Raw genomic sequence first — 18,083 nt, 5'->3', positions numbered from 1 at the left:
CTTTCGTATATTTTAATCGTCTCTCTGCTCATTCTCCACAAATGTTAGCATCGATATGGGGAAACTCGCCTCTTCATCATTGCCCACAAGCGTCCCCCAGCCCATGATTCCATTAACATACTTCAGCCGGAAACGATCACCCGGTTCTCCTTCAATTTCATACAGCCCGGGACAATAATCAGCAGGCTTTAGTGTATAAGCTTTGGCTGTGTAATATTTACGCTCTAACAGTTCCTTCTGGCTGGGAAACTCAGCGCGGGACATCGCATCTACAATTTCATGAAGCTCCTCTTCAAGTTCTAATGCATTCATTTGACTAAATAATTTCTTCATCAGCATACTCCCCCACTCCCATATAAGCTGCAGCATTTCATGAGTCGATGCTTATGCAATTCAAGCCACTCCTGAACCTTGGCAAAACCGATCAAGTAAGTCTGAGGTTCATCACGGGGATCAATCCCAGCCCAATGTCTACCAAGGAAATGGATACACAAGACGACGCTTCTGAGCAAAATAAGCTGCGGCAATGCAGCGATCTCATCCGCATTCAAGCTTCCAGATTGTCCATATCCTTGAATAAAGGCTTCAATAAGCTCCCAGCGATCTCCTTGGTATCGAATAATCTCATTGAGAAAAACAGCCGCATCCATTACCCGCAAGTCCATCGTTACAAACTCAAAATCCAATATGCCCGTTACCCCATCGTCATCGGCAAGTACATTGCCAGCCACAAGATCCGAGTGCACCAATTGAACTGGCAAACGATTCCACACAGGAATCACCTGCTCAATCCGCTGTATTTCTGTGCTCAGTTGCTCAGCTTCCCTTGAAGCTTCACCCGATTCCATATCTCTCAGCCAAGCATTCAGTCTTTCCCGATTGACCAAAGGATGGATCTCATACAGCTCATAATACCGTTCATACGCGGCTTCCAGAGGTATAACCAATCGCGCCATTTCACCAACCAGTTCTCCCATTGCGCAGCCTATCGACTGAACGTGCACAACATCAGTTAAATCAGCCCTTGAACCTTCAATATACTCGAACAGCACCGCAAGCTGATTGGCTTGTGTGCGCACGTAGGTATCCCCAGATAAAGCCACGATTGGCGAGGGTATCCGAAAGGAAAGCTTGCTCTGTTGAAGCGCTTGCAGTACAGCGTGCTCGTAACGAACCTTGTCCAGATCCGCGTGGTTCTCATAAATGCGCAGCACATATTTTCGATTCCTATACAGGATAAAGCGGGTTGTATTATTTACTCCGCTCTCCCCTGTCTCGACCCTCCAAAACCCATTGTTAAAATATTGCTGAATGATCGCATCCATGTTGCTAACTTGTGAATTTATCATAAAGGCTCCTAATATTGACCAAAAATTTAAAATTATTCAGCCTATTTTAATGAAAATGAGGTATAATTAGGACAGATTGTAAGGGAAGGGAGAACCGTTTATGAAAACTGAAATTTTGTTTCATGACCACAAGATTCCCGTTCGTTTCATCTCCAGTGATCAGAAGGCGATACCCTCATTAATCCAAGCACTTGAACACCGCTGCATACAACCAGAAGAACCCTCACTAGCATTGTTAAATCGTATTGATTTGATTGAAGTCGTAGGAAACAATGCTATCTTATACACCTCTATCGAAGAGGAAAGTATTCTACTGCCGCTCAGCTAATGAGCGGTTTTTCTTTTGTTATTTCCTTGGCACTCCAGATAATCCAGCTGCCACATACTGCCTCTCCACACCGGTTAACCATACCCATGATTTGAACAATTGACCCTCTGGCTTTACCTGCTCATACAACCCCTTAAGTCCCACAACAGCAGCTTCCATACCGGATTGACCGAATGAACGGAATAAAAATTGTGTACGCTCCTCGTCGCTTTGTAAAGCATACAGTCTATCGAGAAGTCCAGCATTGGATTCGTCCAAACGAATCATATCAGACCATACCACCAGTCTGCCATCTGGCTTCAATAGAGATATAAGCAGCCGGTTATAATCAGCCACAAGGCTATTGCGTAAATACATCAAGGCCTCCATGATCTGCCCGACCTCTTGGCTGCTATATTGATCGGCATATCCGGATAATTGCGTCAAAGCATGAATATAAAATAATTGAGTATGAACGGATGAGGAAACAACCAATGAAAAGCTTTTTTTCAAATGCGGGAGGGCCTCGTATCTTCTTGCTTCAAAAGAGCAATTCTTCACATAAGCAGCAATTTCTGCGGCAGGAGCATGATTAATCAGCATATCCTCCCAAGTCTCGTAGAAATGAATTTGATCCAGACAAGTATAGTCCACATTAGTTAGCGATTTAATTTTACCAGAGTAAGTACCCACGCTTAGCTCCAGCACTTCTTCTATTGAGTTAGCCTCTGTGTCCAGCACCGTCACCTGTGCAAATCGATTCGCCAATTCCGGCAAATCGAGATCACCATGATTACCAGCACCCAGAACCGCAGCTCTATCTTTATTGGAAATAGAATTCACGGCATGCTCCAGCAATTCGCGGACATGATGCCGATGTGTACCCCATTCACGTCCACCCCAATCAACGGCGCTATCTCCATTATTCGTCAATACACCTTGAATTGGCTGAAAAGGCCGATGAAAATCCTTCATAAATTATCCCCTCAATCTGCTTGTTGTCATATGGAAATATTATAGCATAATTGCAACTTGCAGTTGTAGGTTATCTTGTTTAACGCAGCATTCAGGGCGGGCAAATAAGGACATAAATCATTGTACAAGAGACATTTTAAAAATTTTTCCGAAAAAGGAGTTGACATTTCTTTATATCGTTGGTATATTACTACTTGTCGCTAAAACATGACTTGTTAGCTCAGCTGGGAGAGCACTATCTTGACAGGGTAGGGGTCAGTGGTTCGAGCCCACTACAGGTCATTAGTACAGAAAGCCTTGAAGCCTTGTGCTTCAAGGCTTTTTTCATTGGTACAGAGAAAAAAATATTAGTAGTACAGAGCTGTTTTCACCCACTTGTTGACGGATTGTTGACGGAATAATATTCGCAATAAAAAAAAGCACCAGTTAGGCGCTTTAAACGGTATTCAAAATTGCTCAAGAAACTAACATAATTAATAATATGGCAGATTTTCTTTGATGACTTGGGCGTAACTTTCATCTGTTACCCCGCAGTATGGGCAATCAGCATGAACTAACATTTCAAGAACTGTCACGTTAACACCATCGATATGATCAAGATGCATTGCTTTATACGTTAATCGAGGTTTGACATGCCCCATACTTAAAGTCAATTCCTTCACAAAGTTATATTGCCAAATAAATTCTCTATCACACACCTGACAATGAATTTCTCCCCCAATGCCCGTGGTCTTGATATTTTTCATTTTAACCCTCCTATCAATATTCTTCTTTACTTAATGATCCCGGCTTTCTGGAGGTCGGCAATGTTGAAATAATTACCTTTATCGTATTTCTTAACTCGGACACCGTTAACTGTAATCTCACCACCTACTTGATCACGCCAGCCAGCAGGAAATGAAAACTTGAAATATTCTTGCTGCTTGGTCACAAATGGAGACGTTTTATAAACGAAGTCATTCCCCACATACTGGACATCTGCCTCATAAATACTCATTAGTATTCCCGAATCCAGCCAGCCCTCAGAGAGTTTAGGTGGTAACTGTTCTTCTCGGTTAAGCCTCGCAAAGACAAGTGAAGCGTCATCCCCATCCGTGAATCTACCTTTGAACTTCCCATCACGATCATAGGCATAAAGCACCGTTTCACCGTTCTCTACCACTAAACCTTTTGGCTTTTCGACTACCGCATCAGGCGTAAGCTGAATATTTCCACCTGGTGTGGCCTTAATCGCTTCTTGGTTGGTTGAAGGAGCTGCTGCTGTTGTTCCTCCACCGCTCGAGCCGGTCACGATCTCTACACGTTTAGCCGCTTCATTCCATTTATAATTTACTCCCGTTATATCCCCAAGCTTTGCCAGCGGTACATACGTGCTGCCCTCGTAGTTTAGGATTGGTGCTGTTGCGTCTTTGAATTCTTTTCCATTCACGACAACCGGATAAGAAATTTCAGTAAGGATGTACTGTTTTACGGCTGCAGCTCCGGCAGTGGCAGAAACGGTTAAGGCGCTACCGATCAGCACACCTAAAATGATCTTTTTCATGGTTAACCTCCAAAATATGATATTTATTTTACTATACCAAATTTTAGTAGGCTGTAGGAAAATATTCTGGAAATAATTAAAGAAAAAAGCGGCCATTTCTGACCACTTCTTTATCATACAGTTTCTTTATCGGTTAATATCTCGCGTAAAGCATTTTGAAGCACTTGAGAAAAGTTAAGGCCAGCCGCTTCCGCCGCTACATTTAAATCATGGGGAATAGTCAATGTCTTTTTGTCGTATTTTATTTTTTCTTTTAGTGCGCATACAACCAAAATGGTACGTTGCTTTTCTTTTAATTCAATTTTATTTATTGGTGTAGGTGTTGGAATTTCTTCATTATCTTCAATTCGACTTTCTAAAGTCAACCTAAGGACTTCATTGGCTCTACGTAATGCTTGATCGGTGGTTTCCGCCTGTGATAATGCCTCTTCTAAATCAGGAAATGTAATTGCGATGTGTTTTCCGGTGAAGTCAAGAATAGCAACAAATTGAAATTCATTTTTCAATTTTAAGTCACAACCTTTCTAAATAATATTCATTATTATCATATTTCACTTTTAAATTTCTAATCTTCCTCTATGTACTGAAGAGAAAGGGCTAGAACTTAAGCCCTGACTTCTTCTGGATATCTTTTAAAATATGTATGGCTACATCTTTCTCAGGATGCACGACAGTAACTTTGGCCTTTATTTCATGATGTTTAAATTGCCAATGATCTCCGACAGTTTTGACCCAATACCAACCGTGTTCTTTTAGAAGCTTGATTACCTCCCTTGAAGAATAACTTCTCATTTGCTCACCTCCTATAAATATTATAACACGTATTGATACGTATTTCAATGTTTTTCTTCTGTTTCTGCTATAAGTATTTCAAATTGTATACTTTTTGAAATGGTCTAATAATCGACTTATTAACTATGTCAAAATATATAAAATTGATTATTGAAATGTTTCATATATGTGATATACTTATTGACATAATGATAGATTCGGAAGGGGCAGTAAATATGAAGTTTGGATATGTAAGAGTATCGGCAAAAGATCAAAACACCGAGCGCCAATTAAAGAAGATGCATGAATTGAAAATTGAGGATCGTTACATATTTGTCGATAAGCAAAGCGGGAAGGACTTTGACCGACCACGTTATCAAGCCCTTAGACTCATGATTCGTGAAGGCGACCTTGTATATCTCGATGCGTTGGATCGGCTTGGCAGAGACTATGACGGTATTATTAGAGAGTGGAAATACATCACGCGGGATCTGAACGCCGATATCGTTGTATTGGAAAATGAAACACTATTCGATAGCCGTAAATTCAAAACGATGGGCGACCTGGGGAAACTTATGGAAGATCAATTCTTAAGCCTGCTCTCATATGTCGCTGAACAGGAAAGGAAGAAAACTAAGCAACGGCAAGCTGAGGGGATTGTTGTAGCACTGGAAAAAGGCGTTAAGTTTGGTAGACCTAAACACGAAGCGTCTGAGGGGTTTAAAGGGGTCTATGACGAATGGAAAGCAGGCGGGGTTACTGCCGTTGCCGCTATGAAAAAGTTGGATATGAAGCCGAATACCTTTTATCGTAGGGTTAAAGAACATGAGGGAACGATACTTCACCAATAGCAAATAAATCAACTGCCTGTTTGCATCTGTAAACGGGCCTTTTTTGAGTTGTTTTCGCATTAATTAAGTTCGTTTTCACGTTTTTGCTTCCAGCCTTAATAACAATTCTCATCGATTACGCCTTTAAATTCTTCAAAACTACCTTTTTATCCTAAAATATGTTAAATGAATTATTCATATCATATATTCTGGGTAATTCATAAAATAGAAAAAACCTATGATTTTATTCACCAAATCCTCTCTTGGTAAATATCAATTCACAGGTTCGTTTTTATGTGTACTTCTACAAGCTAAATTTGCTCAATGCACTGTCCAAAGTATCTTGTTTGATGCCAATATAACGTAAAGTGATGCTCTGTTCGCTATGATTAAACAGGTCCATTAGTAACGCGATATCCTTGGTTTTGAGGTAAAAATGATAGCCGAATGTTTTTCTTAATGTATGGCAACCAATCTCATTTAATCCAAACTTTCGAGCTGCTCCGCTTAGTATTTTGTAGGCCATACTGCGGTCAATCGGTGAACTTTTAATCCTTGTTTTAGTTTTAATGCTCCTACTCGGAAACAAATATTCATCGTCCGGCTTCCCTGTTACGTAAGCCGTCAATTCGTTCCTAAGTGTGTCGTTCATCATGATGAGCTGCCTCTTCTGTGTTTTCTTCTCTACAATATCAATATGCGTCCCTTTTACATTTTTGACCTGGAGAGGTAGTATGTCTGATATTCGCAGGCCAGTATTGATTCCGATCAGGAACAATATATAATCCCTTTCGTTAGTATCTTTTAAATGTTCTTTGATCGCTTCGAGCTTCTGAGGGTCGCGTATAGGCTGTACAAACTTCATTTGGATATATCCTCCCTTGGTTATATAGAAAGGCGGCAGGATCGTCCTTACCGCCTCTACACTCTATTAAATACCGGTTAAAGTTTTTGTGGATTGAAAGTTCCCGAACTGCGTAACAACCGTAAATGTGGCCAGCGCTTCATCACCGTTGAATGTCATACTAAAATCCGTTACGTCCGTGATCCGGTCATCGTACAACAAAGCGTCACGGATCGCTTTCGTCAAACGGGATTGAGCCGTTGCTGGATCACTCCCGACTATACCCGTTGTATTGATGCCGTGGTTTCCCTTTTGGTAAATAACGTGTTCAAAACGTTCTACCTGAAGGATTTTCCATACCGCTTGTTTTACAGCGTCAATACCATCTATCATACCAACAATGCGCTTTGTGACTGGATCGATCTTATACGTTCTGCTTGGTTGCTGGGTTGTTTTAATGTTAGGGTTGTTGTCTAAGCTACTACCTTGAGGGATCATCTTTTCATCATCCTTTTATTTAATTTTGAGGTATTTTCAGGACCGCATATTCCGGGAAATCGTCCAACCGTCCCAATTGATCCCATGTGATTCCGTTCAATTCCATGATTTCTTTCCACCGGCTAGAATCTTTTAAAGTTCTTACAGCAGTTTCCTCTAAACCCTCACCAGCACGGCGACGGAATGTCTCGGGCCTGATTCGAGGATCTGGACGGTCTGCAGGCTCTATTTTAAGCGCAGTGGTACCGTCAGGCTGCAAGGTAGGCGTAACCCTGCGAGCTGAGTAGAACACGTACTCTTTGAGACTCAACGTGTATTCAATATCACCAGGAGAACCGGCTACTTCCTTCCATGTGAAAGATTCTATAGATGCAGGGAAATTGAGATCGACCTTAAGCATTTTACCCGTTGATTTATATAAGTGATCAGCATAATGCCCAGCAAAAATAAACCGGATCGGATGCTTAGTTGCCATCCACTTTCTAATCAATTCGATATACCACATCGGCTCTGCTAATGGGACACTTTCGATAACAAAGGGGTATCTCTGAGCTGGAAACATGCTACCGAAACTCACTTCACGTAATTTTGGACTCTGAATTACATTGACCTCGCCTGCTCTTGTTTCTTCTGTACCCCCGCCCTTACCTACAATGTTGTAGGTTTTGCCTTGCCCTTGCTCCTTCACCTCAATGCTCTCAGGGTTAACAGGTATTCTAAAACCCTCTGCCTCATTGTTGTATGATAAAGTGATCGCATAACCGGAATTTTCTACTGTGAATTTAGCCATGTGTAACCTCCATCCTCGAAGAACACTCCCCCGTTTCGGGGAACGTTCTTCTTAGTTTTATAAAATCTACTCCAACAATTGATCAATCACCAATATTGCTGATTCAAAAGGTCCATTAGAAAAATTCAATGTAAGATTGCCTATTTCGTTACGGCTCTTGTTATACTCCATAGCTGCTGCAACGTACTCTGGATCGCTTAAGTACGGTTCCTCTGCATTCTTTTGGGCCATTTGAGTAGTTAATAACCCCGCCAAATTTGGGTTGTTTTGGTTCAAATAGTTACCCAGGACATACAATTGATCGATATTTAATTCCAGCTCTCCGGAAGAGTACTCATTGACCAACTTTTCCGCATATTCATGACCGCTAAAATTAAGCTTGTTTGTGAATAACGTTAGTTCATAACTTCTACGTGCTATCTCGGAATCAGTGAAGACCACTTCATATTTCTTTTTGATCGATTCCATAGTTTGAAAGGTTGCGTCAGCTTTAGATTGAAAGATAGAATCACGCTCGGCTATGATATTGTTCATACCTTCCTCAAGAACCATATTGACGGCTTTTTTAGAATTGAGGTCGTTATTTTTGTAAGCATCAACCTTTATCTGAGCTGCTATTGCTACTTCGTAAATTGGCTTAAGCTCAGGTGAAAGACCTTGCTCCAAATATGCTTTAAAATCATTTAAATGTCTGTTAATCATTTATCAACACTCTCCATTTTGGTTCCTGCATCTGTGTGCGGACCTGATTTTTTTAATGCTACTTTACCGACATGTGACCGATCACAAGGCAATGGCGGCCCTCTTCGCCACCTTATGGTTATTGTCAAGGCATCAACTCCCAAATGACGATGATATCTATACAAAATTTTAGATAGATGTTATGATTGCATTGATTGTAAGGCTTGTCCGTTTTCGCTATTGGTAGTAGCGGGAGCGGCTTTTATTATTTTAAGGCTGCCGCAAACACTGCAGCTTATTTCCAATGAGTGCCCGTTAATCGCCTGGGCATATACGGTGCTTACCGCTACCGACTGGCCGCAATGGTTATTATTTCGGCTAATTGCTTGCGCCAGCTGCCGTTTGAAACCATCCAGTGCGAACGCTTTGATTTGCTGGATCTCTTCCGGCGTTTCATCCTCAAAATCGTTATAGGCTTCAATCTGCTGGAGTACGAACTGGAATGATGCAGTAGTCTTCCCTTGCCGGACCATCTCCGTCAAATATGCCTGAACCTCTTCGCTCAAAAAATTAAGCTGTTTTATTGTCATTGTCATTTTCGCTCTCTGCCTCCCGAATGTGTAATTCAGCTAAAACCCCCACCTGGTATTGACTCCATAAGCTGTTTCCAGAAATCAAAGTCGTCCCGCTCCGGTTCCTTATCCGGTAGTGTCGTTCCCGCTTTCTTAGCTGCATTTATCGCCTCTTCCTTAAGCATTGAGTCATAGAGGTGGTTAAAGGTCGACAAAAGCCGATCTAAGCTTTCAGGCTTGGCTTTCCTGTAATGGTAAAAGATAGCTCCGAGTACGGCCCTATATGCTTCCGGCTTCTTGTACTCTGTCTCTATGCTGATCAATAAACCCTTTGCTTTGATCGTGAATCTTTCCATCTCACAACCTTCCTTTCCCATACCCACAAAAGGTAATTTTTGCTGATCGTGAATTTCAAGGGTTGCCGAAAATTTCTGACTACCTCTTCCAAGCTCCACGGTCAACATAATCAACAATCTTCATATCCAGCGTTGCGGCTGTTTGTCCGTTAATGGCGCGAGTTATGTACAGACCTGCTTTAGTAAGCGCCAATGTTTCTACCTTTGCCGGATTGCGGGTAATCACGTCTATCTTCATTTGGTATGGTCCAGCTTGGACACTGCACTCATACACTCGCTCTTTAGGCATTTTTAATCCCACCTTTCAAGCCGAAATTTCAATCCATCTGTTAAATCACTCTTTGCATACCTGGAAGACTCACAGACAGCAATAAAATAGTATAGAGATGGTAATATATAAAGGTGTCACTGATTAGGGATACAAAAATGAATTTTGTTATTTGAGATAAAAACGCCTTTAAACCATTGCTGTGTAAAGCTTTGTGGCTCTTTTCTCCGTGTCACTGATTAGGGATACAAAAACAAGTCATTTGTGCCTCATGTAAGGTTTAGTGTCCCTGATTTGAGTCACATTGTGTCCCTGATTAGGGATACGTAAAAATCTAATCCAGCTTTTTCTTTGACTTTTTTTCGGGAATAAATAAATGCCATTTGGTGCTAAATCCATAAATATTAGGGAGGCAATTATAGCTGTTGCGTTCTACGTATTCGATAAATCCGTATTGTATGAGTTGCTTAATGCAGGCCGTAAAAGTGTTCTTGCCCATGATTTTGATTCCCTCTTTTTGAGTAAACATGATGTCTTGTTCATTCCTGCCCGTGAATTTACGAGTCATTTCGATGTATAAGTATCTGCTATGAATGCTTAAGCCAATCCAAGCTGGAGATTCAAACATTGATTCGTGAAACTTCGAAAAATGTTTATTCTGACTCTCAGGCATTTTCTGGAACGCCTTGAACCCATAGTCCTTGGCCTTCAACTTCTGGACTTTTGATCGAGAGCTTGCCATTTATGCTCACCTACCTGCTGGCATTGCTGCCTTGTGCCTCCTGCTGCCTCATCCACGCTTCCAACGTATCCCTGCGTAACAGTATCTTTGCACCGATCCTTACATGCGGGATCTCGCCCTTACGAACCATTTCATAAAGCTTGTATTCAGATATGGAGTTTTCAAATATTTCCGTTCGGGCCTCCTTGACGGTCAAGGTGTTACGCTTTGCTGGTTGAGGAACTGCTGCTGGCTGCTGTTGGGATTGAAGGAGTCGCGCTAACTGTTGGAGCATTGATTCGGTGCTCAGCTGTGTTGGACGTTCTACGAGCTGCGGTGTTTGGACGAACACGGCGGGTAAAGCTCGGTTTCTATTCCTACGTTGCATGACTCTATCACCTCGCTCAGAATTTAAGTTGTAATCTTTATTTCGTATCGTTCTCAATACGTTTTTTGTGCTGCGTTTGCATCCTTACCTTAGCTGCCTCTCTAAGCTCGTCACTCATTTTCGTGACCGTAGCAATGGCAAAACGAACTTGATTGCCGCTTAACTTCCATTTTGCCGCAGTAACACGTTCACCTTCCCTTTCCTCCCAATAAGGCTGGGCAATCTTACGAAGCTTTCTGATGTGAATAGGAACGCAACTATAAACGTTCCATTGATCGTCAATATAGTCATAAACACACGTTGTTTCCTTTTCTTCTGATGAGTAGACCATTCACATTGTTTCCCTTCTTGATTTTGTGACGATCTCAACATGATTTTTCTAATCACTGATTAATTAGGTGTAATGGGTTCAATCAACCATATCGAAGCCGTAGAGCTTCATATACCAGCGCCTTGTTGGAACTGTCCAGATAGTCCATGTCGGAAAGATTGACCTTGTTTCCTTCACTGAACATATGCAGGGCAAGTTCTAGCATGAAACGCTCTGACTGTGACCACGGTTTTGCAAGGCGTTTCAAAGCAGTTATACGGATCGTGCATTCCTCAAAATCAAAGTATTCGGTAGTCAGGCAGCGCTGCAGCTTGGCATTGTTTAAAAACAGATGTAACGTTCCACTCCAATAGCGGTCTTTCATCAGGTGTACCGGTATATTCATGGGCAAGCTCCTTTCAGGATTTTTACTCAACACTGAGTAAAGGTTCTCCCCACAATTGGGGAAAAGTATTTATTCTACACCCGAAATTCGGGTTTAGTTCATATCCGTCAGATTGACGGATGCGAATAAATGAACACCACTTTAACCAGCAAAGTAACCAGCAACAAAGCCTTATACGGTATGGGCTTACAGGCGCTAACAACCAACACTTTAACCAACTAAATGACCAGCAGAATGAACATCAAATTTAATCAATCACATTATGTGCTTCCGTTATCGTCCCTAGCACTTTCAGGGTCCGTTATCTGACAGTTTACATCAGCAACAAAAAAAATTTCCCTTGGGTCCTTATTAAAGTACCTAGCAATCTTAAGCATGACCTCAGCAGAAGTTTTGGCACCATTTTCAATGGCAGAAATAGTTGCTTTTGATACACCAACTATTGCACCGAGCTGTTGTTGAGTAATATCAAACTCTTGGCTGCGGCGTAAATACTTTACAATGTTTTTCAATTCATCACCTCTCAACATTTGTTGACTGCTGGTTTACAAAACTCAGTATATGTCATACTTTGACTTGTGTCAACTGACAGTATACAAAATTCTTTATTTTTATTCGGCTATAGTTTACAATGTTCATATACAAAAAAACATTGGAGGTCTAATGTAATTGGATGAATTGGAAAGTTTCGGGGATTTGTTAATTCGTTTGCGCGGAAAAATGTCATTACGTGAGGCCGCCCTTAAGATAGGGATTAGCCATTCGTACTTGATGTTGCTCGAGAAAGGTCGAAGGACCAAGCCATCAAAAGAAACTCTGACCCAAATATCAAAGGTTTATGATTACCCTCAGACTAATTTAATGTTGAAAGCGGGATACACGGCACTTCCTACAAAAGAAGAACTAATTGAAAAATTAGAACATTCTTACGAATGGATCACTTTAGAAGGCTATTTTAAAGCAAGCTTGATGGGTGAAATTGAAACAGTTTGCAGTAATTACGAAGAACATTTCCCAAAGCCTTTTAGGAGAATTCCTGATTCCTTTAAAGACTTATTGACCTCATCAGGGGATGTAATAGAACAGTGGCAATATGATATGGTCAACGACTTTTCGGATTTAGCAACAGGAGAAGAATTTTTTCAAAAAAAGTCATCCGAAAGCCAGAAGGAACGAGAACAAACGATCAAAGATGAATTAGAGTATATCCGTGACATCCTTTACTATCTAACCACGGATCACAAATTCATCCCAGAAGTCATGAACGAATTAAAAAAGCCAAGAAGAAACTATTTTATACCATCGGAGTTTAAACTAGATCCAGATGCTGTTGTGGATTTTATTGCAAGTGGTGAATCAATGAAGCCTGAAAATCGTTGGTTTATTTTTTTCATGGTTGATCTAGATGTAATGGCAAGAAATATAGAAACTTTAAGAAAAGGTGCAGAACCTGCTAAAGAAATGAATGATTATACAGTTGGAAGCTACGACAAGACAAAACAGCAACTAAGAGATGATAACGTATTAACGGTGGAAGAGTTGTCTGAACTTCTCCAAAGCGATAACGCTATCACCTTAGATGGTAAGCCACTCCGGAAAGAACAAAGAGAAATGATGAGTGAAATTTTGAAACTCATGATGTCTAAGAATGAGAAAGACGAATAACCCCCGCCAAGTTTGGCGGCACCCCTGCTGACGGCAACGTAATTCTGCACAGCAATTTGACGTTCCCCCGTTTTGGTGAGTGTCGATAATAACCTGCCCTTCAAATTTGAGGGTCAGGTCTGCGGATTAGCAACGCAATTTTGCACAGCCAAGGGGTGCTCAACTTTGAGCAGGCCCACCGCTCTTGGTCTGACTGTGGTCTGATTCCGGCTATCTGAAAGCCGCATCCCCTTGTTTATCATGGGGTTAGGCTGGTCTGGCAGTGGTCTGGTTTAAGGATATATGCGAAACATACACCCTTGGCTATCCGAATATTTCCGATACCCTGCATTATTTAACCTTTCCGACATTTTGATCAGAATGTCCAAATTTCCGATTCGGTTTAACGCCGAAGCTGAAATGTTACCATTGTGGTTACTCGATAACAAAGCATAGTAACCACTTATTAACCGATTTGAAATCGGGAATATGATTTAGCCATAACCGTTCTAACATTTTGAATCGGGATGTTAAGACATTTGAATCAGAATGTCCAGATATGGTGAATCGCCATATCTGAAACGAACCGATCTGTATTTTACGCACTGTCCCCATAAGTGGCGTGAGCTGCACCGAAAGCAACCACGAAGGCAACGAGGTTCATAAAGAGACACATTACTGTACATGGGTTTTCCGCTATTGTAGAGAATACGAAGGCAACGCTGGGAGCAATGTCGAAAGCAATTGATTTCAAATTGTTATCGGTCAGATCGACATCAATCCCATTATCCATCAAAGGATGGTGGGTAAAGAAGCTTTACCTGCCCCTCAAATTTGGGGGGGGGACGAAATTTAATCCTCCCTACGCTGAATCGTTCACAAAGGAGTACGAACTTTCGTACACCTTTCTTTCCATATTGGAGAACTAAATTTCGTTCACCATTAAACCTCCCTTTTTTTGAGATTTTGGTTGTTATAGCACCACCAAATACGCAGTGAATCCCTTGTCAGATATGATGATCGCTAATGCTTGGCCTTATAAAGCACCGCCGATGCACCACTAAAGCACCACCGAAACGCCGTTCAAATTGCGATTGGAGGATGATAGTTATGGCCAGTATACAGAAACGTGGTGAAAACTCATGGCTGCTAGTCGTTGAGATTGGATCAGCCGCGGACGGTACCAGGCAGAAGAAAACACGAACGGTACGCGTGTTGGATGAAAAGCTACTCAAAACACCAAAGCGCCTGCAAAATCACTTGAATGACGAGCTGCTGAAATTCAAGATGGAAGTCGAAGTCGGAGAATACATTGATCCTTCTAAAATGACATTCGCGGCGTTTGCTGAGGAATGGCGGGAAAAGCACGGTAAAAAAGGGCTTAGTCCGAATACATTAGAAACCTACACACTGCACCTAAATAAGCGTCTTATCCCCACTTTTGGACATTTGAGGCTGGATCAAATCAAACCTATGCAGATAGTTAACTTCATGCACAGCTTGGAGCAAGACGGCAGCCGCGGCGATGGTAAAGAAGGAAAGCTATCCTCAGGAACAATCGAGTATATATACCGAATCCTGAAAAACATCTTTAGCCGAGCAGTGGACTGGCAGATTATTAAAACAAACCCTATGGAAGCCATGAAGAAACCGCGGGTTGAGACCAAAGAAGTCAGCGTGTATGATCCAGACGAGGCACTGGACCTCTTTACAGCATTGGAAAAGGAACCCTTAAGATGGCAGGTTATGATCTCCCTAGCGCTTACTACAGGGCTACGGCGCGGCGAGCTGCTTGGATTGGAATGGAATAACGTGAAGTTTGAAGAAGATGGCCGCTGCACGATCAGCGTTAAGCAGGCGCTTGTCTTTCTAAAAGGTGGCGGGTTTATTGTGAAGGAGCCTAAGACAAAAGGATCTAAGCGCGAAGTCTCGGTACCTACTTCGCTTGTTCCCGATCTCAAGGCGCTTAAGCTGCAGGAGGGAAAGAACCGGCTGCAATCCGGTGAATTGTGGGAAGGAGGCGACCGCTTCTTTATTTTCACAGCCTGGGACAGTGGCAAACCACTTAATCCCTCCAGCGTTAAAACCTGGTGGACTCGGTTTATTAAGCGGAACAAATTGAAGTACATCACTTTCCATTCGCTGCGCCACACCAGCGCTACGTTGTTGATCAATGAAGGGGTACATGCAAAGATCATTTCAGAACGCCTGGGGCATTCCAACATCATGACTACGATGAATATATATGGACATGTACTTAAGAAAGCGGATCAAGAGGCTGCTAATAAATTTGATACTTTACTTAAGCCTCGTGTTAAGAATGAAGGAAAGCAGGCCTAGCAGATTAGCTTTAAATTTGTTGACGAACTGTTGACGAAATCCGTCAACAAGCAGCCTAAAAAGATAAAACCGAACACTATACGAACAGTTAAAACCCTTATATACCAAGGATTTATACCACTATAACAAACCACACCAAAACCGATAACCCACATTGACAGGGTAGGGGTCAGTGGTTCGAGCCCACTACAGGTCATACATGAAAAACCCTTGTATATCAAGGGTTTTTCTTCATTTTTCCGTACTCATAATCCTCTTAATCAATGACTCTTGGGGACGAATTGGGGACGTAATGAAAAATAAAATTTTATCATATAACAAAGAAACATTTTTTTAGAAGGTTAGATGACCTACACCCCATACTTATAACCTTATGGTCAAACTCCGATATACATCAATCTATAGGAGAAAGGGCTTCAGGCTCTTCTTCTTTTTGATAAAAGATAACACTAAAATTCAATTCTCTTACTACCGACTGCCGACTTCGGTACGGATCTCCCACAAAATTGGACACCTATAAGCCCTCACGTTCGTTTCTGTAATCCATAAAATAATGGAACAATGAGAGGGTGGTGATGAATGTGGACGAAATATATTATGCTTGCAGAAACTGTCTTAATCGTCGAGTTCGTGTTTTTATGAGATCCGGAGAGATCTATGAAGGGACCGTAGTTAATGTTGATCCCAATTTTTTATATCTGGATGGATCCTCTGCCTCGATTTCAAATAAAAAAGTTAAAGTTAAAGGATTTTTTAATCCTCTTATAACTACTCTTGTATTATTCGATCTATTGGCGATTGCCTTACTATAGTATATAACATCCTCATCCCTCGCCATGCATACCGAGATGCAGCGAGGTTTTTTCTATTTCAACCATCGTATATTTGGAAGATAAACGGAGTGGTCTTCCTTCCTTGCTTGCTTGATTCCCTACATAAATAAGTCATGTTACGACAACAGCATTCGAGCGACTTTTCAGTTAACGCCTGCTAATCTAATCTATGGAAATTGATTTGTCGGGAGGTTGAAATGTTTGATAGTTGAGATCGCAAAATATGTGTTCGTCACTGCTCTTTTCGTTGGATTTGTGTTAGTGAAAAGGGCTTGATTGTCTGAAATACATGGAGGTGCTGATGATGACCATTCCAATTAATGAGCCAACCATTGGTGAATCTGTTGAAATATCAACAGATCTTGACTCACTGCCAGCAGAAAAGAACGTTGATTATGAAATTGAATTTGTCAAAAACCAAAATCGAATTATGTCTTTGTGGAATGAAATTGTCCAATAAACAATCACTTCTCGACCAGTTCACAGAAGCCGGATCAATCGTCTGGCTTCCTTCAGCCCGTAGGGCTTAATCAGTCCGAGCAGTATTTTTAGCGTCGTCGTTTTCCCCGCTTCGTTAGGTCCCAGAAACCCGTAAATTTCTCCTTCCTGAACCTGAAGATCAACCTTATTACACGGTTAATTGCCCTTACGTTTTGGACAGCTTGTGCGTTTGTACAATAGCCGAAGCATTCATATGAGTCAACCCCTTATGGAGCAGAGGCATCAGGCTGGTATCATCCAACGCCAGGATATGGGCAGATGAAGAGGTTCAAATCCATAGAGACGAGGAAAATCGGTTGCTTGTTTACAAATAATGCAAATAATCGCAAGTCATCACTCGTGATATCTCATTCCTGTTGGGATACTTGAACAGCCTCTGCCAAAACAAGTGATATGACGACAACGGTATTCGAGCAACTTTTCAACCTCCTTCTGCTACTCTACTAGAATAGACTGCTAAAAGGATGGGATTATCATGCTATATTTCCTTCAAATGATCGTATCGATGTTTGTATTAGGCTGTGTGGCCCTTGTCACTATATGGACTCTCCAAGCCCTGCTTAATAAGTGATCCATCTATTTGAAGTACCAAGCTGTATACGATATCGGCAGCCCCATCAGGGATTCCTCTTTTTCAAAGGAAAACTTTTTTATGTTCCCGCAGCTGCCGATAATTTCACCCCATTCGGTTCATCCTCCAACCACATATCGCCTGTATGTTTTCTCTCCTCTTCCACTCCTATTTTTTCCACAGCTTCCAAACTATCAATCCTTATTCACATGTTCAGCACGTAAGGGTTAACTGCAACTTTTTGGTAAAATTCTGCGTCTATTTACTATTATAAGGAAGGAGTCTCTCCATGAAACCCTCAGCGCTTTGTATGTTTGGTGTAGCATCACTTGGTTTTGCTTTTGCAGGAAAGGGATTGTGGGCATCGGCTCCTGCAGTCGGTTGGATGCTTGCTGTGTTCTTTTTTTCAGGCGCTTTTTTTGTTACTCTTAAAAATCGGAAATAGTAGGAGGAACATGCGGTCATCGTGTTATTCGGGAGGCTGTTTTTTCCTCTGATGAGTCTGATCGTGTATATCGTTATTCCGAAAGATTAAATACTACTTTTGCGGCGTAAATTCGGAACGATATCCCAACCACCACGTAT

25 protein-coding genes, 1 tRNA gene and 1 pseudogene are annotated in these 18,083 nt (G+C 41.6%); 6 read left to right on the top strand and 21 right to left on the bottom strand.

Going from position 1 to position 18,083, the window contains the following annotated elements:
* Nucleotides 1–12 precede the first annotated feature (12 nt).
* Nucleotides 13–333, bottom strand: coding sequence for a DUF1811 family protein (locus NST47_RS15680; protein WP_341155962.1), 321 nt, complete (start codon nucleotides 331–333; stop codon nucleotides 13–15).
* The gene (locus NST47_RS15675; protein WP_341155961.1) at nucleotides 333–1,349 is read right to left on the bottom strand and encodes a phosphotransferase; all 1,017 of its coding nucleotides are present in this window, start codon (nucleotides 1,347–1,349) and stop codon (nucleotides 333–335) included. Before NST47_RS15675 ends, NST47_RS15680 begins: the two co-directional genes overlap by 1 nt.
* Before the next feature lie 100 nt (nucleotides 1,350–1,449).
* Between NST47_RS15675 and NST47_RS15670 the strand changes: the two genes are divergently transcribed.
* A complete protein-coding gene (locus NST47_RS15670; protein ID WP_341155960.1) occupies nucleotides 1,450–1,677 on the top strand; it encodes a hypothetical protein in 228 nt (75 codons plus the stop codon).
* A gap of 18 nt (nucleotides 1,678–1,695) precedes the next feature.
* On the opposite strand, the gene NST47_RS15665 is transcribed toward NST47_RS15670, so the two are convergent.
* Nucleotides 1,696–2,631 (bottom strand): hypothetical protein, encoded by a 936-nt coding sequence (locus tag NST47_RS15665; protein ID WP_341155959.1) that lies wholly within the window; start codon nucleotides 2,629–2,631, stop codon nucleotides 1,696–1,698.
* Nucleotides 2,632–2,840: 209 nt separating this feature from the next.
* Between NST47_RS15665 and NST47_RS15660 the strand changes: the two genes are divergently transcribed.
* Nucleotides 2,841–2,913, top strand: a tRNA-Val gene (locus NST47_RS15660).
* A gap of 191 nt (nucleotides 2,914–3,104) precedes the next feature.
* On the opposite strand, the gene NST47_RS15655 is transcribed toward NST47_RS15660, so the two are convergent.
* From NST47_RS15655 to NST47_RS15640, 4 genes are all read right to left on the bottom strand, one after another.
* Nucleotides 3,105–3,377, bottom strand: a complete 273-nt coding sequence (locus NST47_RS15655) for a hypothetical protein (RefSeq protein WP_341155958.1) — start codon at nucleotides 3,375–3,377, stop codon at nucleotides 3,105–3,107.
* A gap of 26 nt (nucleotides 3,378–3,403) precedes the next feature.
* Nucleotides 3,404–4,174: a stalk domain-containing protein gene (locus NST47_RS15650; protein ID WP_341155957.1), complete on the bottom strand. Its 771-nt coding sequence runs from the start codon at nucleotides 4,172–4,174 to the stop codon at nucleotides 3,404–3,406.
* A 113-nt stretch (nucleotides 4,175–4,287) separates the two neighbouring features.
* Entirely contained in the window at nucleotides 4,288–4,680 is a 393-nt protein-coding gene (locus NST47_RS15645; RefSeq protein ID WP_341155956.1) for a type II toxin-antitoxin system HicB family antitoxin, read from the bottom strand.
* A gap of 91 nt (nucleotides 4,681–4,771) precedes the next feature.
* Nucleotides 4,772–4,966 (bottom strand): type II toxin-antitoxin system HicA family toxin, encoded by a 195-nt coding sequence (locus tag NST47_RS15640; RefSeq protein ID WP_341155955.1) that lies wholly within the window; start codon nucleotides 4,964–4,966, stop codon nucleotides 4,772–4,774.
* Nucleotides 4,967–5,181: 215 nt separating this feature from the next.
* On the opposite strand from NST47_RS15640, the gene NST47_RS15635 reads away from it, so the two are divergent.
* Complete coding sequence (locus NST47_RS15635; RefSeq protein ID WP_341159678.1) at nucleotides 5,182–5,796, top strand: recombinase family protein; 615 nt, start codon at nucleotides 5,182–5,184, stop codon at nucleotides 5,794–5,796.
* A 283-nt stretch (nucleotides 5,797–6,079) separates the two neighbouring features.
* Here the strand turns inward: NST47_RS15635 and NST47_RS15630 are convergent, their stop codons facing one another.
* The 12 genes from NST47_RS15630 to NST47_RS15575 all read right to left on the bottom strand — a co-directional run bounded on the left by NST47_RS15630 (nucleotide 6,080) and on the right by NST47_RS15575 (nucleotide 12,121).
* Nucleotides 6,080–6,640 (bottom strand): site-specific integrase, encoded by a 561-nt coding sequence (locus tag NST47_RS15630; RefSeq protein ID WP_341155954.1) that lies wholly within the window; start codon nucleotides 6,638–6,640, stop codon nucleotides 6,080–6,082.
* Between the two features lie 66 nt (nucleotides 6,641–6,706).
* On the bottom strand, nucleotides 6,707–7,117 hold the full coding sequence (locus tag NST47_RS15625; protein WP_341155953.1) for a DUF2634 domain-containing protein: 411 nt from the start codon (nucleotides 7,115–7,117) through the stop codon (nucleotides 6,707–6,709).
* A gap of 19 nt (nucleotides 7,118–7,136) precedes the next feature.
* Nucleotides 7,137–7,907 (bottom strand): peptidoglycan-binding protein LysM, encoded by a 771-nt coding sequence (locus NST47_RS15620; protein WP_341155952.1) that lies wholly within the window; start codon nucleotides 7,905–7,907, stop codon nucleotides 7,137–7,139.
* A gap of 66 nt (nucleotides 7,908–7,973) precedes the next feature.
* Nucleotides 7,974–8,609 carry a hypothetical protein gene (locus tag NST47_RS15615; RefSeq protein WP_341155951.1) on the bottom strand — a complete coding sequence of 212 codons (636 nt, stop codon included), beginning with the start codon at nucleotides 8,607–8,609 and terminating at the stop codon, nucleotides 7,974–7,976.
* 179 nt (nucleotides 8,610–8,788) lie between these two features.
* On the bottom strand, nucleotides 8,789–9,184 hold the full coding sequence (locus NST47_RS15610) for a hypothetical protein (protein ID WP_341155950.1): 396 nt from the start codon (nucleotides 9,182–9,184) through the stop codon (nucleotides 8,789–8,791).
* Between the two features lie 29 nt (nucleotides 9,185–9,213).
* Nucleotides 9,214–9,624 (bottom strand): hypothetical protein, encoded by a 411-nt coding sequence (locus NST47_RS15605; protein WP_341155949.1) that lies wholly within the window; start codon nucleotides 9,622–9,624, stop codon nucleotides 9,214–9,216.
* Complete coding sequence (locus tag NST47_RS15600) at nucleotides 9,596–9,805, bottom strand: hypothetical protein (RefSeq protein ID WP_341155948.1); 210 nt, start codon at nucleotides 9,803–9,805, stop codon at nucleotides 9,596–9,598. Before NST47_RS15600 ends, NST47_RS15605 begins: the two co-directional genes overlap by 29 nt.
* Nucleotides 9,806–10,118: 313 nt before the next feature.
* Nucleotides 10,119–10,496, bottom strand: coding sequence for a hypothetical protein (locus NST47_RS15595; RefSeq protein ID WP_341155947.1), 378 nt, complete (start codon nucleotides 10,494–10,496; stop codon nucleotides 10,119–10,121).
* 40 nt (nucleotides 10,497–10,536) lie between these two features.
* Entirely contained in the window at nucleotides 10,537–10,893 is a 357-nt protein-coding gene (locus NST47_RS15590; RefSeq protein WP_341155946.1) for a helix-turn-helix domain-containing protein, read from the bottom strand.
* Between the two features lie 37 nt (nucleotides 10,894–10,930).
* Nucleotides 10,931–11,224 (bottom strand): hypothetical protein, encoded by a 294-nt coding sequence (locus NST47_RS15585; protein ID WP_341155945.1) that lies wholly within the window; start codon nucleotides 11,222–11,224, stop codon nucleotides 10,931–10,933.
* A gap of 82 nt (nucleotides 11,225–11,306) precedes the next feature.
* Nucleotides 11,307–11,609: a hypothetical protein gene (locus tag NST47_RS15580; RefSeq protein WP_341155944.1), complete on the bottom strand. Its 303-nt coding sequence runs from the start codon at nucleotides 11,607–11,609 to the stop codon at nucleotides 11,307–11,309.
* 260 nt (nucleotides 11,610–11,869) lie between these two features.
* Nucleotides 11,870–12,121, bottom strand: coding sequence for a helix-turn-helix transcriptional regulator (locus NST47_RS15575; RefSeq protein WP_341155943.1), 252 nt, complete (start codon nucleotides 12,119–12,121; stop codon nucleotides 11,870–11,872).
* A gap of 157 nt (nucleotides 12,122–12,278) precedes the next feature.
* Between NST47_RS15575 and NST47_RS15570 the strand changes: the two genes are divergently transcribed.
* Nucleotides 12,279–13,274, top strand: a complete 996-nt coding sequence (locus NST47_RS15570) for a helix-turn-helix domain-containing protein (RefSeq protein WP_341155942.1) — start codon at nucleotides 12,279–12,281, stop codon at nucleotides 13,272–13,274.
* A gap of 577 nt (nucleotides 13,275–13,851) precedes the next feature.
* On the opposite strand, the gene NST47_RS15565 is transcribed toward NST47_RS15570, so the two are convergent.
* Entirely contained in the window at nucleotides 13,852–14,046 is a 195-nt protein-coding gene (locus tag NST47_RS15565; protein WP_341155941.1) for a hypothetical protein, read from the bottom strand.
* Nucleotides 14,047–14,363: 317 nt separating this feature from the next.
* Between NST47_RS15565 and NST47_RS15560 the strand changes: the two genes are divergently transcribed.
* Both NST47_RS15560 and NST47_RS15555 read left to right on the top strand, forming a co-directional pair.
* Nucleotides 14,364–15,593, top strand: coding sequence for a tyrosine-type recombinase/integrase (locus NST47_RS15560; protein ID WP_341155940.1), 1,230 nt, complete (start codon nucleotides 14,364–14,366; stop codon nucleotides 15,591–15,593).
* 1,122 nt (nucleotides 15,594–16,715) lie between these two features.
* Nucleotides 16,716–16,886: a hypothetical protein gene (locus NST47_RS15555; RefSeq protein WP_341155939.1), complete on the top strand. Its 171-nt coding sequence runs from the start codon at nucleotides 16,716–16,718 to the stop codon at nucleotides 16,884–16,886.
* Between the two features lie 62 nt (nucleotides 16,887–16,948).
* Here NST47_RS15555 and NST47_RS15550 read toward each other — a convergent pair.
* A pseudogene (locus NST47_RS15550) lies at nucleotides 16,949–17,120 on the bottom strand (ATP-binding cassette domain-containing protein); the annotation flags it as partial.
* Between the last annotated feature and the right edge of the window lie 963 nt (nucleotides 17,121–18,083).

Origin of the sequence: Paenibacillus sp. FSL H8-0034, from assembly GCF_038000305.1 — a bacterium.
In the GTDB taxonomy this organism is placed as follows: Bacteria; Bacillota; Bacilli; order Paenibacillales; family NBRC-103111; genus Paenibacillus_S.
The sequence above is the reverse complement of the archived record's forward strand: the minus strand, read 5'-3'. Positions and strand labels throughout refer to the sequence as shown.

What these genes read in the sequence shown, in the direction of transcription:
- NST47_RS15680 (WP_341155962.1), bottom strand. Translation starts at nt 333, where the DNA reads ATGAAGAAATTATTTAGTCAAATGAATGCATTAGAACTTGAAGAGGAG.
- NST47_RS15675 (WP_341155961.1), bottom strand. Translation starts at nt 1,349, where the DNA reads ATGATAAATTCACAAGTTAGCAACATGGATGCGATCATTCAGCAATAT.
- NST47_RS15670 (WP_341155960.1), top strand. Translation starts at nt 1,450, where the DNA reads ATGAAAACTGAAATTTTGTTTCATGACCACAAGATTCCCGTTCGTTTC.
- NST47_RS15665 (WP_341155959.1), bottom strand. Translation starts at nt 2,631, where the DNA reads ATGAAGGATTTTCATCGGCCTTTTCAGCCAATTCAAGGTGTATTGACG.
- NST47_RS15655 (WP_341155958.1), bottom strand. Translation starts at nt 3,377, where the DNA reads ATGAAAAATATCAAGACCACGGGCATTGGGGGAGAAATTCATTGTCAG.
- NST47_RS15650 (WP_341155957.1), bottom strand. Translation starts at nt 4,174, where the DNA reads ATGAAAAAGATCATTTTAGGTGTGCTGATCGGTAGCGCCTTAACCGTT.
- NST47_RS15640 (WP_341155955.1), bottom strand. Translation starts at nt 4,966, where the DNA reads ATGAGAAGTTATTCTTCAAGGGAGGTAATCAAGCTTCTAAAAGAACAC.
- NST47_RS15635 (WP_341159678.1), top strand. Translation starts at nt 5,182, where the DNA reads ATGAAGTTTGGATATGTAAGAGTATCGGCAAAAGATCAAAACACCGAG.
- NST47_RS15630 (WP_341155954.1), bottom strand. Translation starts at nt 6,640, where the DNA reads ATGAAGTTTGTACAGCCTATACGCGACCCTCAGAAGCTCGAAGCGATC.
- NST47_RS15625 (WP_341155953.1), bottom strand. Translation starts at nt 7,117, where the DNA reads ATGATCCCTCAAGGTAGTAGCTTAGACAACAACCCTAACATTAAAACA.
- NST47_RS15620 (WP_341155952.1), bottom strand. Translation starts at nt 7,907, where the DNA reads ATGGCTAAATTCACAGTAGAAAATTCCGGTTATGCGATCACTTTATCA.
- NST47_RS15615 (WP_341155951.1), bottom strand. Translation starts at nt 8,609, where the DNA reads ATGATTAACAGACATTTAAATGATTTTAAAGCATATTTGGAGCAAGGT.
- NST47_RS15610 (WP_341155950.1), bottom strand. Translation starts at nt 9,184, where the DNA reads ATGACAATGACAATAAAACAGCTTAATTTTTTGAGCGAAGAGGTTCAG.
- NST47_RS15605 (WP_341155949.1), bottom strand. Translation starts at nt 9,624, where the DNA reads ATGTTGACCGTGGAGCTTGGAAGAGGTAGTCAGAAATTTTCGGCAACC.
- NST47_RS15600 (WP_341155948.1), bottom strand. Translation starts at nt 9,805, where the DNA reads ATGCCTAAAGAGCGAGTGTATGAGTGCAGTGTCCAAGCTGGACCATAC.
- NST47_RS15590 (WP_341155946.1), bottom strand. Translation starts at nt 10,893, where the DNA reads ATGCAACGTAGGAATAGAAACCGAGCTTTACCCGCCGTGTTCGTCCAA.
- NST47_RS15585 (WP_341155945.1), bottom strand. Translation starts at nt 11,224, where the DNA reads ATGGTCTACTCATCAGAAGAAAAGGAAACAACGTGTGTTTATGACTAT.
- NST47_RS15580 (WP_341155944.1), bottom strand. Translation starts at nt 11,609, where the DNA reads ATGAATATACCGGTACACCTGATGAAAGACCGCTATTGGAGTGGAACG.
- NST47_RS15565 (WP_341155941.1), bottom strand. Translation starts at nt 14,046, where the DNA reads ATGGATAATGGGATTGATGTCGATCTGACCGATAACAATTTGAAATCA.
- NST47_RS15560 (WP_341155940.1), top strand. Translation starts at nt 14,364, where the DNA reads ATGGCCAGTATACAGAAACGTGGTGAAAACTCATGGCTGCTAGTCGTT.
- NST47_RS15555 (WP_341155939.1), top strand. Translation starts at nt 16,716, where the DNA reads ATGGAGGTGCTGATGATGACCATTCCAATTAATGAGCCAACCATTGGT.